This window comes from Agrobacterium sp. fls2-241-TYG-188a, from assembly GCF_030209845.1.
This window is the reverse complement of sequence record NZ_JARVRD010000016.1, coordinates 1-17633: the sequence shown is the minus strand read 5'-3', so window position 1 is coordinate 17633 and position 17633 is coordinate 1. Positions and strand designations below refer to the sequence as shown.

Genomic DNA, 17633 nt, shown 5'->3' with positions numbered 1-17633 from the left:
CCTTGGGCGGAATCGCGTTGAGGCCGCACGTCCAGATGAATTGCTGCACCACCCCCCAAGCCGATCCCTTGCATAATCAGTTGCGGGTAGTGGCGAGGGGCGCGCCCTGATTCGATGTAGCGCTTTTGGACGCGAGCGCCTTGAACGGAGTCGTAACAAAGGTCCTCGACACCATATCACTTAACTTGTTGAATCTTAACGGCGGCGTTATGCACAGTGATCCCTTCGACCTTTGTGCGGTCTTGGTCCATCCCGGCTTTGCGAAGCTAGCCGTCATGCGGGTCGCTGATCGCGTTCACTGACCTGATCGGCCGATGGCTTCGGGAGCTCACTATGTACAAGCCGCGAGATTGAAAAAGATCGAAAATGGGCAACTCTCGAAGATCAGGCCAAGTTTCCCGCATCCGATCAGTTGCCGTGGCTCAAATTTTGAATGTAACAGACGGCCTCCAGCCTGAAATCTCTCAGAACCCACCCTATGCGACAAGAAAAAATAACTTTCGCATGGATGGATAAGATGAGTGTACGACCTGCTTTCGACGGAACCCTAAAAATCTGCGTAGCTGGCCCTGGGGCGATCGGGACCACTCTCGCCGCCTTGCTGGGTGCGGGAGGCCAACAGGTAACCGTAATAGCACGAGGGGATAGTTTGAAGGCGATTTCATCGTCCGGTGTCACACTGCGCCAACCCCAAGGAGAGATAAGGGCGGACGTTCTCGCCAGCGACGGAAACGACATTGGTATTCACGACGTCTTGCTCCTCTGCTCGAAGGCCCAGGATCTCGAGTCACTTGCGATCACTTCGAGGAAAGCCATAGGTCCCTACACTCTGATCCTCCCTGTCGTAAACGGCATCCCTTGGTGGTACTTCCACGGCATATCGGGACGGTTCGCAGGAAGAACCGTCCGATCAGTCGATCCCGAAGGCGCTCTGGCAAGCCTCATGCCGCCAGAACAAACGGTCGGAGTAATTGCCTCCTTTACCGCCGAGCGCGTGGGGCTTGGTAAGGCTGTGGCACTCAATCCGATCAGAATGGTGCTGGGCGAAATCGACGACATCGAACGTGGCCGAACGCATTCGCTGGTAGAGACCTTTAACCGCTGTGGTATCGCGACACGCCTGAGCTCAAGGATCCGGGACCCGTTGTGGACGAAGGTCACCGCCAATTTAATGTCTAACCCCCTTTCGGTGGTGGCCGGAGCACCATTGAAACATGTGTGCGGCCGTGAAGATCTGTCTATGATTTCTCGCAAACTGATTGATGAAACAATGCTTGTCGCCGCTTCCTTTGGTGCGCGCCTCGAAGCAGACCCAGAGGGCTTGTTGAAATTTGGAGCCGGAATGGGAGATGCCAAAACATCAATGTTGCAGGACTACGAGAGCGGCAGGCAACTGGAACTCGCGGCGATCTGTGAAGCGGTACTCGAACTCGCGTCGATGCAAAATATCGACATGCCCTTGACCAGGTATATTTCCAGCCTTGCACGGTACAGGAGTGAAGCTGCCCGCTCCATAGCATCATGATTAAAGCGCCCTATGGTCCTTTAACGGGACCTTAATCCATCGAGTGCTTTGATATCTCAAGCGCGAAATGTAATTTGTACGCGCGTCGTTGCCCACTTTGCCCACGGCAGAATTTGTTTTTGCTCACTGGATGGCAGAAACCTTTTGGTTGCTCCGTCCTTAATTGGGAGCCTAGCCATAGGTGACTGGGTCATTAGTCGACGACTCGTTTCTAGCGCAGAAATAAATTGTTCGTCGCATCGCGCCGCGTTGCGTTCGAAATTCTGAGCCCAGCCGGCTGGTCAGCCGTGCTCTTTATTGAAGTGGCCTACTTGCAGAAGCGCGATGATGTCGTCCCTAGCTATCGGGCGCGACATCAAAAACCCTTGGATGTTATCGCAGCCCAACGACTTCAGTGCATCTCTCTGCTCCTGGGTTTCGACCCCTTCAGCCGTTGTCTGTAGCCCCTGCGCCCGAGCGAGGTTGATGATCGCTCCGACGATCGCGCTGTTTTGGCCTTCTCCCATCCCAGCGATAAACGACTTGTCGATCTTGAGCCTATCGACACTCACATTCTGGATCCTCGAAAACGAAGAGTATCCGGTTCCAAAATCGTCGATTGCAAACCTTACGCCGGCCGCTCTCAGCATCGTGACGTTCCGCTCGGTCTCCTCACCACTGATGGCCAAGCTCTCTGTGATCTCGATTTCCAATCGGGCCGGTTCGATCCCCCATTTGGCCAGCGTGGTAAGAACGCGCAGCGGGTAGCCAGCTGAAGCGAGTTCGGACGTTGAAGCATTCACGGCGACACTTATGGAAGGCAACCGGGCGATCAGGCTGCACGCGTCCTCCAGAACGTGAGCTCCAATCCTGTTAATGACGCCGATCTCTTCCGCGAGCGGGATGAACATATCGGGACCAATAGGGCCTAGCTCCGGGTGTTTCCACCGCGCCAAAGCCTCGAGCGAGCACGGGCCCGCGCTGTCAGCATAGTAGACCGGTTGGTAGACAACCTCGATCTGCGTCCCCGTCGCCAAGGCCTCGCGGAGGTCATGTTCCAGTTTTCGGCGGGTGCGCAGAAGTTCGTCCATGTGATTGCCAAACACTGCGTATGCATTCCGTCCCGCAGCTTTTGCGTGATAGAGCGCGATATCCGCCTGTCTCGTCAGTTCGACAGCGTCTGCATTCGCACCTGATGCAATCGCCACACCGACGCTCGCACCAATGGCACCATATGCCCCGTCAATCTCAAAAGGCTCGCGCAGGCCCACGACAATCTTGTCAGCAATGGCGACGACGTCGTCCGGGTTCATCCTTTCAACCAAGACCGTGAACTCATCACCCCCAATACGCCCAATGAGAGCGTCCGGAAGAATGTCCCGCATCCGCGCAGCAACTAAGGCGATGAGTTTGTCCCCCGTTGGATGTCCATAGGTATCGTTGACACCCTTGAACCGGTCGAGGTCAATTAAGAGCACACTGAATAAGTCCTCAGGCAATGCCTCCCTTAGCCGTGCCGCGAGCTCACTGTTGAAATGAGCCCTGTTAGCCAGACCCGTCAGACTGTCGCGCAGTGCCAGATGTTGAAGCTCCTGGCGATTGAAATTGAGCTTGACGGAGCGTCGCCAGATTGCATGCCCGGCCAAGCTTGCGGCGATGAATATGCCAATGATAGACAGTCCAACGACGGGAATCGTCGCGTGCAACACGTTCGTTCCCGGCTCGAATGGATGCCAATTTAAGTATCCTACCGTTTGTCCGGACCTCGAGGTGAGAGCGATATGGGAGTGGTGCTGGTCGCGGGGCATCTCAGTCGTGAACTGCATCTCGGCGAATTGGTATTCATCACCTATTTCGGCCGGAAAATCTTGATCTAGAAACCGTACCGCCACATGCTGGTTCTCTTTTCCCGCCTGCTGCTCGATCTCGCCCGTGTCAGACATAATCGGTTTGACACTGACCACAGCCGGTCGTCTCCCTACATAGGTCAGATCACTCTCACCGATTGAAAGAACCGTGTCCGAGATGCCTTCCTGGTCTCCAGCGACAAGGCGTTCACGCAGCCGTTTTGCAAGTGGACTATAAGCCAGACGAAGGTCCTCAGGTGACACTCCGCTGGATGATTTTGCAAGAAACTGGTAAATCGGCAGTCCATCTGGCGATAAAACGACAGCGGCATCATGGCCGAAGTAGGTGTTCATCCAACGGCCGAGGTTCACGTCAAGCCAATCGTGATCATCGTCCTTGGTTTTGATGACCGCGTCATCCCACACGGTGGCGCTCTCTTGATCATGAGCAACGGAAGATTGAATTTTGGCTACGATCAGGGTGGCGAGACCCTTCTGCCGCTCCGCGGCAACCTCGTCGGTTTTGGCTGCAGCCCAGTAAAGGGTGCTAAGTAGCATCGCTCCAACCAGAGCCGCCACGCTTGCCGGAATTAGCCATTTCACGAACCACTGTGACTGCTTAATCATGCGCCATCTGCCTTTTCATTGGACGGAACCTAGACCATCTGGGTTAAGCCTCAAGGAAAGGATACGGTTAAGTTTTGGTTGTTATCCTTATCAACTAACCCAAGAGTCTTGACCTGCAATCAGCGTCGAGACCTCGGCTCGTCCGCGGAAGACGATCTCAAAAGGCGAGAGGTTTCTGCCGTTTGTTGATTACAGGATAATTCGCCGATCAAGAGCGAACCGTTGGCAGGCGGCACCACTTCAAACTGGGAATGACGGGTCTTGGGGGCGTCTTGGCCGTCTTGAATGACTGAAATGAAGGCGCAAAGCAGTGGCAATACACGCCTTCGCCTTGAAGGGATACGAACCGTCGGCCCCCTGGATCAGAATACTAAGCGCCTGAAAACCAACGATGTCGGCCGTAGGTAATATGCGGAGGTTGTGCCCTCAAAATCGTGCAGTTTCGGCGACGAAAGCGTTTGATTGAAGCCTCTATCAGCTTCCCGCTTGGCTGGAGGACAAAGCGACCCTCGGCTTGATTGCAAAGATCGTTCGCCGTCTTTAACGAAACCGTTCTTGGGTTGATAAATTTGTCCAACTCAAATCACTGGATAGATCGGTTTGATGACGCCAGTTTTACCCCACCCGGCCCACAGCTCCTTTCGTCCGACGATTAAGAAAATCACTTTGCGATTCTCACGCATCGTGATTTCCCGCCATGTCCCGCAATCGAGGCTCGACGGCCTGGGGTAGTCCTCAGGATGGCTATGCCATTCTCCAACAAAAGTTTCTGTTCCACCGCTGCTGTTCCACGCAATAGTTGCAGCCTTTTGGTGTCCACGATCCTTCCGATCGAAGAGGAACCGCTTCCTGACATCGGACTTCAGCGGCACGGTGCAGTTCCTGATCTCGATGTGATCTCCGCGGTGGCTCCCAATCAATATTCCACCGGCTTCCCTTTGCGCCTCGTCCCCGACGACGAAGCTCTGCATGATAGCGAGGACATGTGCGGGCAACAGGACATACGCCTTAGACCCCATCGCAAAAATCATGTCGGGCTGCATGCCGGGCAATCTCGGGAAACAGTGGGATTGCCATCCTTCACGCTCAGAGCTTGCGAAGGATCGAACAGATGAGAGCGAAAGCGGTGGCCGATCGAACCCCTCGCCCAAGCTAGTGCCATTTCACAGATCAATGACGCCGCGACGACCGATCTGGTCACCGGATATGGTATATATCGAGGGTCGGCGCATTCCATGTTTTCCGCAGTAGTAACCTCGACACCAGCACGCATAGTGGGAAAACGGGACGGACCAGACAATCGTGGTTTGAGACATTTAAGGCAAGCGTGTCCGCTTTCTCCCGTGAACAGAGCTTGTGCCATCGCGCCGTTTCCGACCAAGTATCCGAACAGCACCGGCGGCCAGGCCTCTCTGTGCCGAATGGATCTCTCATTTACGGCCAACGAGAACGCCTCCTCCCCCGTTGCGTCTATTATTAGATCATATGGAATACTTGATGCCGTGAGGAGATCCAATGCATCTCCGGAATAGGAGTCCACCGTCAACATGGGGAGTTGCTGCTTAATGAACTCGCAGCACCCATGTGCTTTGTTCCGATTGATATACGGTATTCCGAGAAGGTGGCGTCCAAGGTTAGCGGTTCTAAGTTCATCCTTGTCGACGATCATTAGTCGACCGTCGATTGCTCCAGCGCCCGACTGAGCGAGCTGGTGAGCGAGAAATCCTCCGATCGTCCCAGCGCCAATAAGCAGGATGCGCTTTCCGCCTAGGTTCGCCATGTTTCCTATGTTTCGGCTGAAGATGTAGTCTACGTCTGCAGGTAGGCCGAGGGTGCGTCGGATTGGAATTTTCTCGGGAATTCGTGCAATTACGGAAGGGAGTTTTGCACGCCGCGATTTCTGAAATTCGTCCGTGCGAAGCATCGGAGGCAGCGTAGCGCTGAGGATGAACGTGCCATTGGCGGCCCGGATGGCGACCCACCGTGTCGGATGGCCACCTGTAGAAAAGCTCTTCTCGAGAATACCTATAAGGCTTGGGTCGATCCAGCCAAGCCACGCGTTGAGGTCACGGAGGTTTTCGGGAGGCCAGTCCGCATTCGGATTTACAGACAGCGCTGCACCTATTGATATAACAACGCAATCCTCACCAGGCGGTAACGAAGAACGATTGGCGAGGTGGGCTTCGACGAGCCAGGACCCTCTTGCGCATATGACACCAGTGGGCTCGTCGCCGGCGCGTAAATTCAAGTATCTCATCTTGACCACCCCGGTGAAGTTCGCGGGGAGATCCACGAGAACAAATAAGGACGACCAGTAAGCCTGGAACTCGTTTGCGAAATCGATATCCGAAGAGCCGCGCACCGCCTTTCGCAAGACGACGTCGGCCTGTTCCAGGCATTGAAGGACCGTCCCGCCGGGGTCGTATCGGTCGAGGACGACAGACCCCTTTGCGTAGTAACAAAGCGATCGGGTTTCACCGAGGAGATGCGGCAGACGTCTGCCTGTAACCCGATACTCTTCTCCAAGATAGATGGGCGGAGCGGAGATGAAGTCTAAATCCGTCACGTCTATACGGACAGGCACCGCCAAGACGGTCGGGTCGAGTGTGCCTACATACACAGCACGATCGGCTGACCAGTCGCGCGTGAAACCGCGTTGCGTCAGTGCGTCGTGGACCCTCCGCCTTAATGCAGTATCGCGCTCATCCACTCTGCGATCGTCCAACCACTGGAGCCGGCACTTCACTGCGCGGTTGGGTAAGTATCGTGACCTTCGCAATCTCGGCGATGCTGACCAAATCGGGTCTGTCTGGTAAACGCATTCCAAGAAGCGCCTGCATCTCGTCGACCGCTTCCTGGCGATCCGAAACCGTCGCGGTCGTGTTGCGCAGTTTGTCTGCGAACGCCTTGGCGTGACGAGCAGCTATCTTGCGGTCGTCATCGGTGAGGCGGTTGACGTTTTCACCAAGGTCTGTCGGGTTCGCAACTCGTCCCTCAAGATAACCGGGTAGTCGGTCGAGTACCATAAGCAGGGTAAGGTCCTCGCGATCGGGAATTAGGGGCCGTGTCTTTTCTTCGAATGCTTTCCAAGCGCAAACCATTAGGAGAATAGACGATACGCCGTCCAGTGCGGGTTTGTGGTGGTCGCGCCAGGCCTTCAGATATCGGCATATGCGGCGCAGTTTTTCGCCGTAGATTTCGATCGCTCCAAGAAACCATGTCCTGATCTTGCGGGGATCGGACACTTTCCAGTCCTCGACCCGGTGAGCGAGCAAAACGCTGTCCGATGGGAGCGCTTCCCAGGTATCGCGGCGCGCGTCTTCTGCGAAGGCTGCGTTCGCCGAAACAGATTTCTCAAGAAGCAGAAATTCGACGTCTGGGATGGCATACAACGGGATGTCAATATGCGCGATGTCACTGATCACGAGGCGGCAGCAGGTATCTTTCTCCTTAAAGGTCCACCCTTCCTCCTCCCCCAGTTGCCTCAGCACGGAATCGACGAACTCGAAGAACATTTCCGACGCCTGCGATGGTTTTGCGCCTTTGACGAACGACAGCGGAAGATAGCAACCGTCATCAAGATCCATCTGTTGCTCGGGCGGCCAGGCCGGATCGTTGAGCGTCTTGTAGGAGTGACTACCCTGCGTGAAGAACCGAGGCTCGATGACTCTTCCGAAGACTTCGCTGCTGCGTTGGGCGAAGGCTTCTTTCAATCTTTGTCTTATTTTCGCACGCGCTTTGAGGAGCGCTGCTTTCGCCTCGTCCTCAGGTTCGATCTCTATCAGAAACGATACATCGGTTACGGTCGAATGAAGTAGCTTAGATACGTTTGCCATAAGTCCCGCGTCCCCGGTTGGCAAGAATTGTGTCGATTGTCTATATGTAGTAGCCGAAAGGCCATACATATGCGATATATCCAACATCTGGTGTTTACGGGGAGCGAATTCAAGCATGGAATTCAGAATTTTGTCACTTAGCGGTGGAGGCTATCGCGGTCTTTATACTGTCGCCATGCTTCGCCATTTCGAGCAACAAGCCGGACGCCGAATCGGTGAATGCTTCGACATGATAGCAGGCACATCGATCGGCGGCATCATCGCGATAGGACTCGCGCTCGGAAAAAGCGCCGAAGATATTGAGCGGGTATTTATTGAACGTGGAATGGACATCTTTCCGCGGAGCGACTGGAAGCTGGGCAGACTGCTCGCTCGCCTGAAAAAACCCTATGGCGCAAAATATCGAAACATAGAACTACGGAAAGCTGTCGAGGCCGTGATCGGGGACGACGCGCTGATCGGACACGCTAGGACGAGGCTACTTGTCCCAACGGTGAACATGAGCAAGGGACAGATGCAGATATTCAAGACGCCGCACAATCCGAATCTGGTGAGGGATCGCCATCTCCTTGCGGCAGATGTCGCCATGGCGACGTCGGCGGCTCCACTGTTCTTTCCGATGGCTAAAGTTCAGAATTCAAACTATGTTGACGGCGGCATCGTGGCAAACTCGCCTGACCTCTGCGCCGTCCATGAAGCAGTTTATTTCTGCGGACAAAAAATTGATAATGTCCACGTCCTCAGCATTGGGACGACTTCTTCTGAATTCTCGCTTCCAAACTCCATCAGACAGGACATCGGAGCGATCGGCTGGTTAAAGAATGATCGCATTCTCTCGACGGTGATGACAACCCAACAACAGTTGGTTCACTTCATGATGACCCACCAGTTGAAGGAGAGATACCTCCGGATCGACCATAAGCCGTCGGCCGAGCAAACATCCGACCTTGGTCTGGACATCGCCACCGAAAACCGACGTGAAACACTTCTTGCACTCGCGGATGCTTCTTACCAGAACATCGCCGCATCACCTCAGTTGCGCGACTTCCTGAACCATCATCCTGCACCGATCAGCTTCTCGCACGATTAGATACACAGATACATTCAAGCGTTGTTTTTCCGCGTCGTTTCTGTCCGTTGCGTTGACGTAGCAGAGTTGACGAGAAGCGGGCTGTTTAAATGCCTGTGCTTCCGGAAATAACGAAAACCCATTAATTTGTAGAATGCCGTGCCTTGCACTGGCCTAATCCAACATGCGATCAATATATCATGACCGTAGCTGATGCTTCAGAAATTATTGAGCAACTAGTAACTCTTCTAGAGGAAGTCGATGCCGATGCGGGTAGCGAATTTTCCGGAGTCGGCGTGATCGTGTCGACGAACCCTGAATCGTTGCCAATCGTTGCGTTACGACCGACCAGCATCCCATTTCATGATGCTGCAACTGCGACTATGTTGACGCATATCTCTCATCATCGACATGAGCACCACGACGGCTTTCATGTTTTAACACCCGACTTCAAGATAAAGAAAATCGCTCAATACTTCTCACCACCTATCGTTCCTTGGCTTATCATAGATCGTAAGAAACGTTTCGGAGGACGTTACCTCGCTGCTCTTTTTGGCTCGATGCTCCCAACCGTAGTCGCTACTGGGATTGTGAGCCGAGATTTCGGTTTGGCGGTTTTCCATCATGGGGACGAAAAGTTTTATCGTCCGGCAATCGAAAACAAATACAAAACCCCAGGATGATACGGAATGATCTTTGCCTTGAGTCGGAGCCTTGTCTTAAGCGCATTAGTGATGCTCGTTGTAGCGATTTGCGTTGGGCTTCTCGGTTACGGATACGTTGCCAACCCGCACGGTCTCCTCGAATGGGCGTCTAAAATTACATTGCTGATCAGCGTTACATTGGTGCTACTAGGGATCAGACCGGTGTTCCGGGCGCTGCACTGGGTTTCCTTCGCAAAATATTGGTGGTTTCCATGGCTTGATGGGGAATGGCGCGCCGAAATACGGTCCAACTGGCCGAAGGTCGAGCGTATGTACTCGGCGGCAAAGCGTGAAATCCCCAAGTTCGATTCACTTGCTGGGCCGCTGACGAGCGACGACGAACTGGTGACGACGGCCTCGGTAACCATCGAGACAGGCCTTTTCGACATATCGATCGAAATTACGCCTCACGGAACAGACAAAACCAGTCGCACTCGTTTCGTCCGTCCGCGCTGGTCAAAACCCGACCGGCCCGAACTGAGCTACGTATACGAGCAAACGGACCCAACTCACCTTGCTCCAACAGATACACGCCAGCATTTTGGGGCTGGCATCGTTGAGTATATCGCAAAGACAGATGAGTTGACGGGACACTACTGGACGAACAGGAATGCCGAAGCTGCATTGAACACGGCCGGAACCATCATTATGCGGCGAGTGGTCGCCGCCGGCTCTATGGCCCGAATATTGAAGCGATATAAATGAGAGAATGCTGCTAGTTCAAACGCAGCTTAAGTCGAAAAACCTTTGTTCAATCCAAGGGGCCCTACAAAGAGGGGTGACCTTGCCCCCAACCCGCAAACCGGCTGGAAACTCCATTCTTCCAGAGTCCAAAAAGTCTCAAACTATTCGATGACGGACAGGAAAGCATCGTGGTCGACTGCATCACGTAGCATTTGAACCTGATCGTGACTCAGTGTCAAATCGCTCCGCGGCTCTGCCGCGACTCGAGCGCACCTCGCCTATTACGGTTCCTGGCGAACGATCTTGCTGAGATTACGAAGCCCGTGGCGCTTCGTAATCTCTGAAACCCTGCCGGCGGCTCGACTAAAGCTTCGGCAGGCAACGGTTGCGTTTTTCGTTACTACAGCGCAAATGGATGTAGCTATTATGCCGGGCGTCGATCCGAGAGTGTAGCAACGCACCAGGTACCAGGCGACGGTGCCAAATTAAGCGGATGGTATTGAGGGGACGGGAAACGTTTGGGACTACGAGTTGAAAACAACGTCGTCGTCGTTGATCACGCGACGAACGAGCATTTGCTGACGACCGCTGAAGGTAATCCAAGTGAGGATACTGTCGAGGAGCTGCGCGTAATCAGCGTATTCCAGAGACGCTTCAATTCGGCCAAGCTTGCAAGGAAGCGCGACGAGAAGGTCATTGGAGACAATTGCCCACTTATTTACGCGCTGAAAGGCAAGGACGGGCTTTCCGTCGAGTTCAAAAGCATCAAAACCCTGAACTTGAGCATACCTGAAATTATCACACGCATTGTGCAGTTGCTTGGTGACCAACTGGATCTGGTCGCCTCGATGCCATCGTCGTCGCCTCTTGCTGCGATACTCGGACGCCGGCTATCGCGCGCTGTTGGCCGACCACACACCTCGGATCTGTTTACGAAGGCCACGAACGCTCAAGCCAGTACTCGTGTGTCGCTCGCAATGGAAACTGATCGAATGGCGTTCACGCGGGAAGAAGAAGTCGCGTTGAGAAACGTTCTGAAACATCTGAGCCGAGTGCCAGATGAGGCCTACACTGCAAAAAATGTAAAACCTGCTATCAGAAAATATTTTGAACCACTTGCGATGGGCGTGCTCCCGCAGCACATCCAAAATCAATCGCAAATTCTGCTTGTCGACGATCTTCTTGCAACGGGCGAAACGCTTAAAGCGGCGCAAAAGCTCCTGTCCACTGCCGGTCTCCAGGGAGAGCACACCGGAGTAACGTGGTTCAGTCGGGTGAAGAAGTGAGCTAGGGCAACGGAACCTGTAGTATGTCCAGTAGTTGACACTGCAGCAACGGTCTGTTAGACCAAATTCACTTGTCGAGAGACAGGCTGAGCGCGTTTGAGATGCCTCGCTCATTAAAGATCAGAAGTATCCCGCGTAGCGCTTCACGGCCAGATCGTAAAGATCAAGTAGTGGGCGATTAGGCAGCGGCTAATCCTTCGACTTCGGTCGTCGTATCATATCAAAAAGGCGGGCGACAAGGCCCGCCTTTTTGCGTTTTAGGTGCCTGTTGAAACGTAAGCGCTGTTTTCCTGGCATATTTACCAAGCGCGGTCACGCCGTTTTCGGAATGACGCTGTAACATCGACGGTCGGAATGCGCCTGGAGCCATCACTCACTCCGATAGTGACGCTTTCGGCTGCGCTTCCGCAAAAGCATCGCTTCTCATAGTAAGGAACAGACAGCTACTGCGACAGCTACGCAATATGACGCGGTGAATCCAGTCCGTTCGGAAATTGCAGCTCCAACTATGAGTCCGATCCCGACATAGAGCGGAAGAGAGCGGCGACTGAAGAAAAGATGAGACGACAATATCTCGAAGAAAACCTTTACTGGTTCTGGAAATCGAGTTCGGACGCTTCTAAGATGGTTAAGGTCAGATTTTCTCATCTGTAACCGCAATTGCTCTGCGCGCTTATCACCCCAAGACATGTCTGACGCTTACATCGTCGCTTAGACTTAGAAATTTTAACAGATGATATTCCCACGATCATTTTAAAGAGTAGTAAATTTACTGTGTAAAAATTAATTGACGACCGCTTCGAGCAGGGGTTACTAAAAACGGGGGATTACCGAGGATAATTGTAATTTTCCTCGGTTTTCTTGCTTTGCTGCTGATTTTCTCTCGCGAATTTATTTTCTGTCCGATTTCTTATCGTTTGAGCGCGTCCATCTTGTGAGCTATTTTGATTTCATAGATCAGGAGAAAGCTGATGACCGAAAAACGCATGCGAGGACGACCAAAGGGAACAGGTAAAGACGACCTTCCTCACCTAATAAAAATAGCCGAACTCATGGTCGAAAATAGGATAACAAAACAAACTACAGCTATGAGGACTTACTTGGTTGCCACCAGGCCAACAATTCCTTTTCAGGAGACAGATGACACCATCATTAGACGTTGGCAGGACAAATGGAAAAATGATGGAGGAAAATTGTTGGCCGCTGCGCAGGAAAGAATAAGGACTCGGACCGAGCGTGCGACAAGAACAGTTTCTTCCTCGCGTCAGCAATTTCAAAATGATCACGCTAAGGAGATTCTTAATCCAAGCATGATGCGCCAGATCAATGCAATGCTTGCGGTTTCATTTGAGCAACGGACCATGTTTAAAACAGTTGCGAAACAAGTCAGAGAGATGCAGCAAGATTCGACTTTAAAGCGGGCATATGAAGCAGCGCAGACTGCATCAAGCCATTTACAAGAAATGCAACGGTTGGCAAAGAAAAATTTCTTCTAAAATATCAATAGTTTACTATATTATATGCTATTTTTACGACAATCACATTAGCGCTTTCGATGCAAACCACGATCGCGTGATGTGATGCATATCGCTGATTTCGACGTCAAAGGGTAAAATCAATATTGACACGGGGTTACTTGCACAGCACCCTGTGAAGGACAAAGGGATCGCCCTCGGGTTAGGCGACCCCTAGATGTTTTACCGGTGCGCGAACACCTGGTAAAGCCTGCCGTCCCACTTTGGGCGGTTGCACAAAAGGAAAAGCAACATGCTTCCTGACAACCCGAAGGACTGGATTAAAGTCCTTATTGCCGCTCTTCAAATCCTACTTTGGATTTTGAAGTAGCTCGTGCGGGACGGTTCGTTTGCAGCGCTCCGTCCCGCATTAGTGCTATAATCCACTTCGCATAATAATTGTCAACATTACTCGCAGTTTGAATCCTTGATTAAGTTTGAGGTGCATTATCAATCGAGACCATTTTTCGGTTGAGTTTCAATGAATTAATTATTGAAAACGTCTTTCTCAGTTTCGTTGTAAATTTGCAGGATTTTGTGCGTTGTGAACGTTTGCAACGTGAGTTCGCTATTAGATTTCCTTTAAACGACAACGCAAGTAATTGAGGAGCTAACCGTTGGGAGCTCTTTGATACAGGCTGTGTACCGATGAGAGCGGCGCTCGAATTTCGCTTGCCATTCTTTTTTAATGCCGGCTGCTGCTGGAATTAAAGTTCCTCGGCCAAAGCTCCCATTGATTGCATAAATTGCGCGCATCAAACGGTCCGACTGGACGCGATCTCGTGTGTCGAACAATGGTCGTGGAGCGGAATTCGCAGGCACAAGATCATCCATGATGATCCCGGCCTTCGAATACTTGTAATCTGGCTTGAAGATTTTCCGCACGCCATGCTGCGCCCGCCAATGGCTGGCTTGGGCCATCGCCTTCCGCACAGGGTCAAGACAGAGTGAGATTGGCGCAGGGCTCGTCGGATCGCAACCACATCAATGACTGGGCCTTGCTGGCGCGATGAGTGAGATTATCGATCGATGCAACGTTAAGTTATCCACAAGAAGGATAAAGCGTGCGCGGTTAGCTGAATTCGACTGAGTAACCAAGATTGCTCATTTCTAGCTCGAAGCTCTTCATTGCGCGGGCATTAGCTAGTCGAGCCGGAACCAAGAATAAAACGGAATTCGTCTCTTTCACCAACCTCTCGAATATTTCTTCACCAAAGAGAGGAACTGCCTTTCGGGCTATCGCCTCGGTGATACTCAAGGCCGAATGAGCGCCGTTACTCGATACAGTGACGACTATATGTGGATCTTGGGAATTTGCAGCAAGCTTTGAAGAGATCGCCGATCCTTCCACGGTTATTCTGGGGCCGCTCTGCGCGTGTCGTTCAATTTCGAGAAGTCGTTCTGTGATGCTGTCTAGCTGATCCTGTACTAATTTCTCTGGAGGCGTTGCTCTTTCCGAGAATGCTAATTTTCCGCGTGAAAATGTCACGGGATTGTCAATTTCATGCGCGGGATCGAGGGATTCTTGAACAAACTCCAGCAATGCCGCTCGAGCTTTTCTGATGTCTGCGGGCTTCCTACGCGAGAATTTGATTGAGCGAAAAGGAGCGATATCGAATGGGATTTTCTGCCCCTCAAGATGCATGTGGATGATCGGCTTCTGAATCGTATGACGAATTCCGATTTCGTAAAAAGCATTCGGGTTTAGCGTGGTTAGGTCAGCAATTACCAAATCGGCTTCTAACAACGCTGTGATGACTTGCGTGTTGATTTGGCCAGGGTTCGAAATCTTGTCAGCCCGTGATACTTCGAAGTCTTGAAAATGCTCCAGAAACACCGGTTCGATTATATCCTCAAGAAGCCAATCTGCGTGGATACGATCCTCGCTATCGTCATCCCCGATTGGTCCAACAACGAAGCACGTTTTCTTTTCCGATTTACCAGCCATCGCACCCTCACCACCAAAATCGGAATCTACTTATCGTTTTATCTCGGCTGTCGCTACAACGGCCTGTGGATTGTGGACAGTTGTTCCACATCCCATCGATTTTCTCAGGACGAGCGTGCTAGATACAGTGAAGTTGTTTCACGAGGTGCGATTTGGACTGGCAGACGATCACATTGAGCTGGGGCTTCAACTACGCGACACTCGTCGGATTTCTTGTCACTGCGGGGCTTGCTCTGTGGACGTTTGTTTCTCTGCCTCGCTCGCGTCTGGCTTACAATATCCAACATTCAACGATCATAGGACGAAGCCAGACCGCCTTCTCCGGCGATCTCGAAGTGACCTACAAGAGAGCTCCCATTACTCGTGCAACCCTGACACGGCTTTATGTCTGGAACGATGGAAACCAGACGATTCGCCGATCTGACATCACTCGCAAAGACCCATTAGGCATATTCGTGCCGGGCGGTCAATTTCTGTTGCAGTTGCAGGTTTCGCAGTTGGCTAACGAGGCTATGGATGTGACCTTCGGTGACGGTGATGAGGCCTCTGACAATATTACCTTCGAATACATCGAGCCCCGTCAGGGATTCGTATGTGAAATACTTCACACCGCTTCAAGTTCTGATTTTGCGTTCTCAGGCACCCTGATTGGAGCTGGGGAGCCGGTCCGAAAAGAACTGCCGGGGCCCAGAACATCGATGCCGCTTGCCCTGTCAGTTGTGGCACTGGGAGTCATAATGCTCTTCGTTCTCGTAAAGGTCCATCAAATGTCTGTCCAGACGGATGACAGACTCTTCTCTTACGTCTTTGGGACAGCCCTTATTACAGCGGTAGGAGGATCTTGCATTTTTACTTGCTATAAGACTGTAAAGGGTGCTTTCCCGCGCGCAAATTTCGGCAGCAAGCAAACCGATATCACCGCTTAAACATCGCTAAACATTTTACGAGATTCCGCCTCCGGCGTTAGAACGAAAGAACCTTGAAGCGCCTCAGAAGAAGATCGACGGCTCGACTTCTACCGATATGGAGGATGAGATTCCATTCTAGGGCGACTTAACACCGAGTGCCGCTGGCACGCAGGTGCAAGACAAACACGCGCAACGGAGTGCATTTAAGTGCCCCGTTGCGCATCTGCGTTCAATTCAGTGACTGCTAATACTAAGCGGAAACAATCCGCTAATCTATTACAGGCGATAGGCGATCCTATCGTTCCAGAAGAGGTTGAGCTTACATCATCCCCCACGCCCGAAACCTTCCCCTCCCCGTCCTCTCTCTAAGGCCGAGTTCCAAAACGATCCGCCGCGCCGCCTGCGGCGTGACCTCGAGCGTTTTCGCCACCATCCCGGCCGACACAAGGGGGCGTGCCATCACCAGCTCGACCAGTTCTGGCAGCTTCGACGACGCCCGCCGCCCTTCCAGCTTCCGCTCCATGAGCGTGCGGGCCAGCGCCAGTCGGTCATGTTCCTTCATGCCGACCACGGCGGCCGCCAAAAGACCGTGGTCGATGGCCAGCAGCCGAGTTTCGCGATCGCGGTGACGACGCCGATCCACCGGAATGGTTTTGAGGCCGAGATTGATGGCGGCCAGATGGGTGCCTGACGTGGTGCCGGCCTGGCGCAGGATCGAGGCAGCCAACAGCCGGCCGAGCCAGGGCGCGTGCTGGAGGACCAAAATCTCGCTCCAGGCATCGAGGGCGACGATGGCCTGCAGCACCGCCGGCAAGTTTGCGGCCTGACGCAACACGCCACGCCATTCATCGAGCCGGGCATCCTCGTCCCAATCGCGATCATAGACCAGCGGATCGGCCGGAGCCCGGCCGGGCTTTTTGGCTCGTTCGATCGCAGCGTCAGAGCGCGCGAGAAGCGCATCGATAGCCGGATAGTCGACGCCGGGGAGATCTTGGGCATCATCACCTTCCTCCCCCTCCCCTTCCGCGTGGATCGCGGCCGCTGGCCGAATGACGCCGGCCGTCGTCGCCTCGTCCCCGCCGCCCGACCCGATCTCCGAGGTTTTCCGCAGCGAGCGGATGCCGTCGGCAGAGAGCGCCCAATTCGAGGACTGGCCGGCGATGCGCCGACGCGTGCGCAGCACGTCGCGGGCGATCGTCAGTTCGTGGGTTGGTGTGCGAATATCGCGGGTGGCGTCGTGGAGGACGAGGTCTTCGAGTTGGACCAGTTCGCCGTCGATCCACAAAGAGGCACAGGCATCAGCAAAATTCTGGCGTTCGATCCAGCCTACGCCGACCGGCGAGCGGGCGATGCGCTCGTCGAGACGCGTCAGCGCGAACCGGCGATGAAGGCCGTCCGCATCAGGGCTGTCATGCCAATTTTCGCGAGATCGTAAGCCATTGAAATCATGGTTAACACAACCTTAAATGAAAGCTATATCGCAATTAAGATTCAGCACTTCGTATGATCGTGGGTTGGGCCTCTGACCTTTGATAAGTACCCCTTATCGGCTCTTATGCGTACGTCCTGATTGTACGCTTTGATATCCCATGATATAGTCGCTCCCATCACGAACTCGGAGGTCGCCATGCCCCAGACCAGCTACAAAATCAGTGAGGCTCGCAAGAATTTTGCGGAAGTCCTCGATCGTGCCAATCAGGGCGAGG

14 protein-coding genes and 1 pseudogene are annotated in these 17633 nt (G+C 53.1%); 8 read left to right on the top strand and 7 right to left on the bottom strand.

What is annotated here, in order from left to right; genetic code table 11:
- The first annotated feature begins 478 nt into the window (after positions 1 to 478).
- Positions 479 to 1525 (top strand): ketopantoate reductase family protein, encoded by a 1047-nt coding sequence (locus QRN85_RS24440; RefSeq protein WP_113218787.1) that lies wholly within the window; start codon positions 479 to 481, stop codon positions 1523 to 1525.
- A gap of 281 nt (positions 1526 to 1806) precedes the next feature.
- Here QRN85_RS24440 and QRN85_RS24435 read toward each other — a convergent pair whose 3' ends face one another.
- From QRN85_RS24435 to QRN85_RS24420, 4 genes are all read right to left on the bottom strand, one after another.
- On the bottom strand, positions 1807 to 3978 hold the full coding sequence (locus tag QRN85_RS24435) for a bifunctional diguanylate cyclase/phosphodiesterase (RefSeq protein ID WP_284760474.1): 2172 nt from the start codon (positions 3976 to 3978) through the stop codon (positions 1807 to 1809).
- 578 nt (positions 3979 to 4556) lie between these two features.
- Positions 4557 to 5021, bottom strand: coding sequence for a Mov34/MPN/PAD-1 family protein (locus tag QRN85_RS24430; RefSeq protein WP_284760472.1), 465 nt, complete (start codon positions 5019 to 5021; stop codon positions 4557 to 4559).
- The gene (locus tag QRN85_RS24425) at positions 5006 to 6598 is read right to left on the bottom strand and encodes a ThiF family adenylyltransferase (RefSeq protein WP_284760471.1); all 1593 of its coding nucleotides are present in this window, start codon (positions 6596 to 6598) and stop codon (positions 5006 to 5008) included. Before QRN85_RS24425 ends, QRN85_RS24430 begins: the two co-directional genes overlap by 16 nt.
- 82 nt (positions 6599 to 6680) lie before the next feature.
- Entirely contained in the window at positions 6681 to 7814 is a 1134-nt protein-coding gene (locus QRN85_RS24420) for a CBASS cGAMP synthase (protein ID WP_284760470.1), read from the bottom strand.
- Positions 7815 to 7929: 115 nt separating this feature from the next.
- On the opposite strand from QRN85_RS24420, the gene QRN85_RS24415 reads away from it, so the two are divergent.
- The 5 genes from QRN85_RS24415 to QRN85_RS24395 all read left to right on the top strand — a co-directional run bounded on the left by QRN85_RS24415 (position 7930) and on the right by QRN85_RS24395 (position 13053).
- Positions 7930 to 8904, top strand: coding sequence for a CBASS cGAMP-activated phospholipase (locus QRN85_RS24415; RefSeq protein WP_284760469.1), 975 nt, complete (start codon positions 7930 to 7932; stop codon positions 8902 to 8904).
- 179 nt (positions 8905 to 9083) lie between these two features.
- Positions 9084 to 9566, top strand: a complete 483-nt coding sequence (locus QRN85_RS24410) for a hypothetical protein (RefSeq protein ID WP_284760468.1) — start codon at positions 9084 to 9086, stop codon at positions 9564 to 9566.
- 6 nt (positions 9567 to 9572) lie between these two features.
- The gene (locus QRN85_RS24405) at positions 9573 to 10292 is read left to right on the top strand and encodes a hypothetical protein (protein ID WP_284760466.1); all 720 of its coding nucleotides are present in this window, start codon (positions 9573 to 9575) and stop codon (positions 10290 to 10292) included.
- Positions 10293 to 10789: 497 nt separating this feature from the next.
- Positions 10790 to 11557 (top strand): hypothetical protein, encoded by a 768-nt coding sequence (locus QRN85_RS24400; RefSeq protein WP_284760465.1) that lies wholly within the window; start codon positions 10790 to 10792, stop codon positions 11555 to 11557.
- Between the two features lie 971 nt (positions 11558 to 12528).
- Positions 12529 to 13053: a hypothetical protein gene (locus QRN85_RS24395; RefSeq protein WP_284760463.1), complete on the top strand. Its 525-nt coding sequence runs from the start codon at positions 12529 to 12531 to the stop codon at positions 13051 to 13053.
- A 600-nt stretch (positions 13054 to 13653) separates the two neighbouring features.
- On the opposite strand, the gene QRN85_RS24390 is transcribed toward QRN85_RS24395, so the two are convergent.
- Positions 13654 to 13827 (bottom strand): DUF4113 domain-containing protein, encoded by a 174-nt coding sequence (locus QRN85_RS24390; protein WP_284760475.1) that lies wholly within the window; start codon positions 13825 to 13827, stop codon positions 13654 to 13656.
- 316 nt (positions 13828 to 14143) lie between these two features.
- Complete coding sequence (locus tag QRN85_RS24385) at positions 14144 to 15019, bottom strand: hypothetical protein (RefSeq protein WP_284760462.1); 876 nt, start codon at positions 15017 to 15019, stop codon at positions 14144 to 14146.
- A gap of 152 nt (positions 15020 to 15171) precedes the next feature.
- Here QRN85_RS24385 and QRN85_RS24380 point away from each other — a divergent pair, with 152 nt between their 5' ends.
- Positions 15172 to 15945, top strand: a complete 774-nt coding sequence (locus QRN85_RS24380) for a hypothetical protein (RefSeq protein WP_284760461.1) — start codon at positions 15172 to 15174, stop codon at positions 15943 to 15945.
- Positions 15946 to 16246: 301 nt separating this feature from the next.
- On the opposite strand, the pseudogene QRN85_RS24375 reads toward QRN85_RS24380, so the two are convergent.
- Positions 16247 to 17376: pseudogene (locus QRN85_RS24375) on the bottom strand (RHE_PE00001 family protein).
- A 178-nt stretch (positions 17377 to 17554) separates the two neighbouring features.
- Between QRN85_RS24375 and QRN85_RS24370 the strand changes: the two are divergent.
- Positions 17555 to 17633, top strand: a 79-nt coding sequence (locus QRN85_RS24370; protein WP_284760364.1) for a type II toxin-antitoxin system prevent-host-death family antitoxin, incomplete at its 3' end; no start/stop codon positions are given.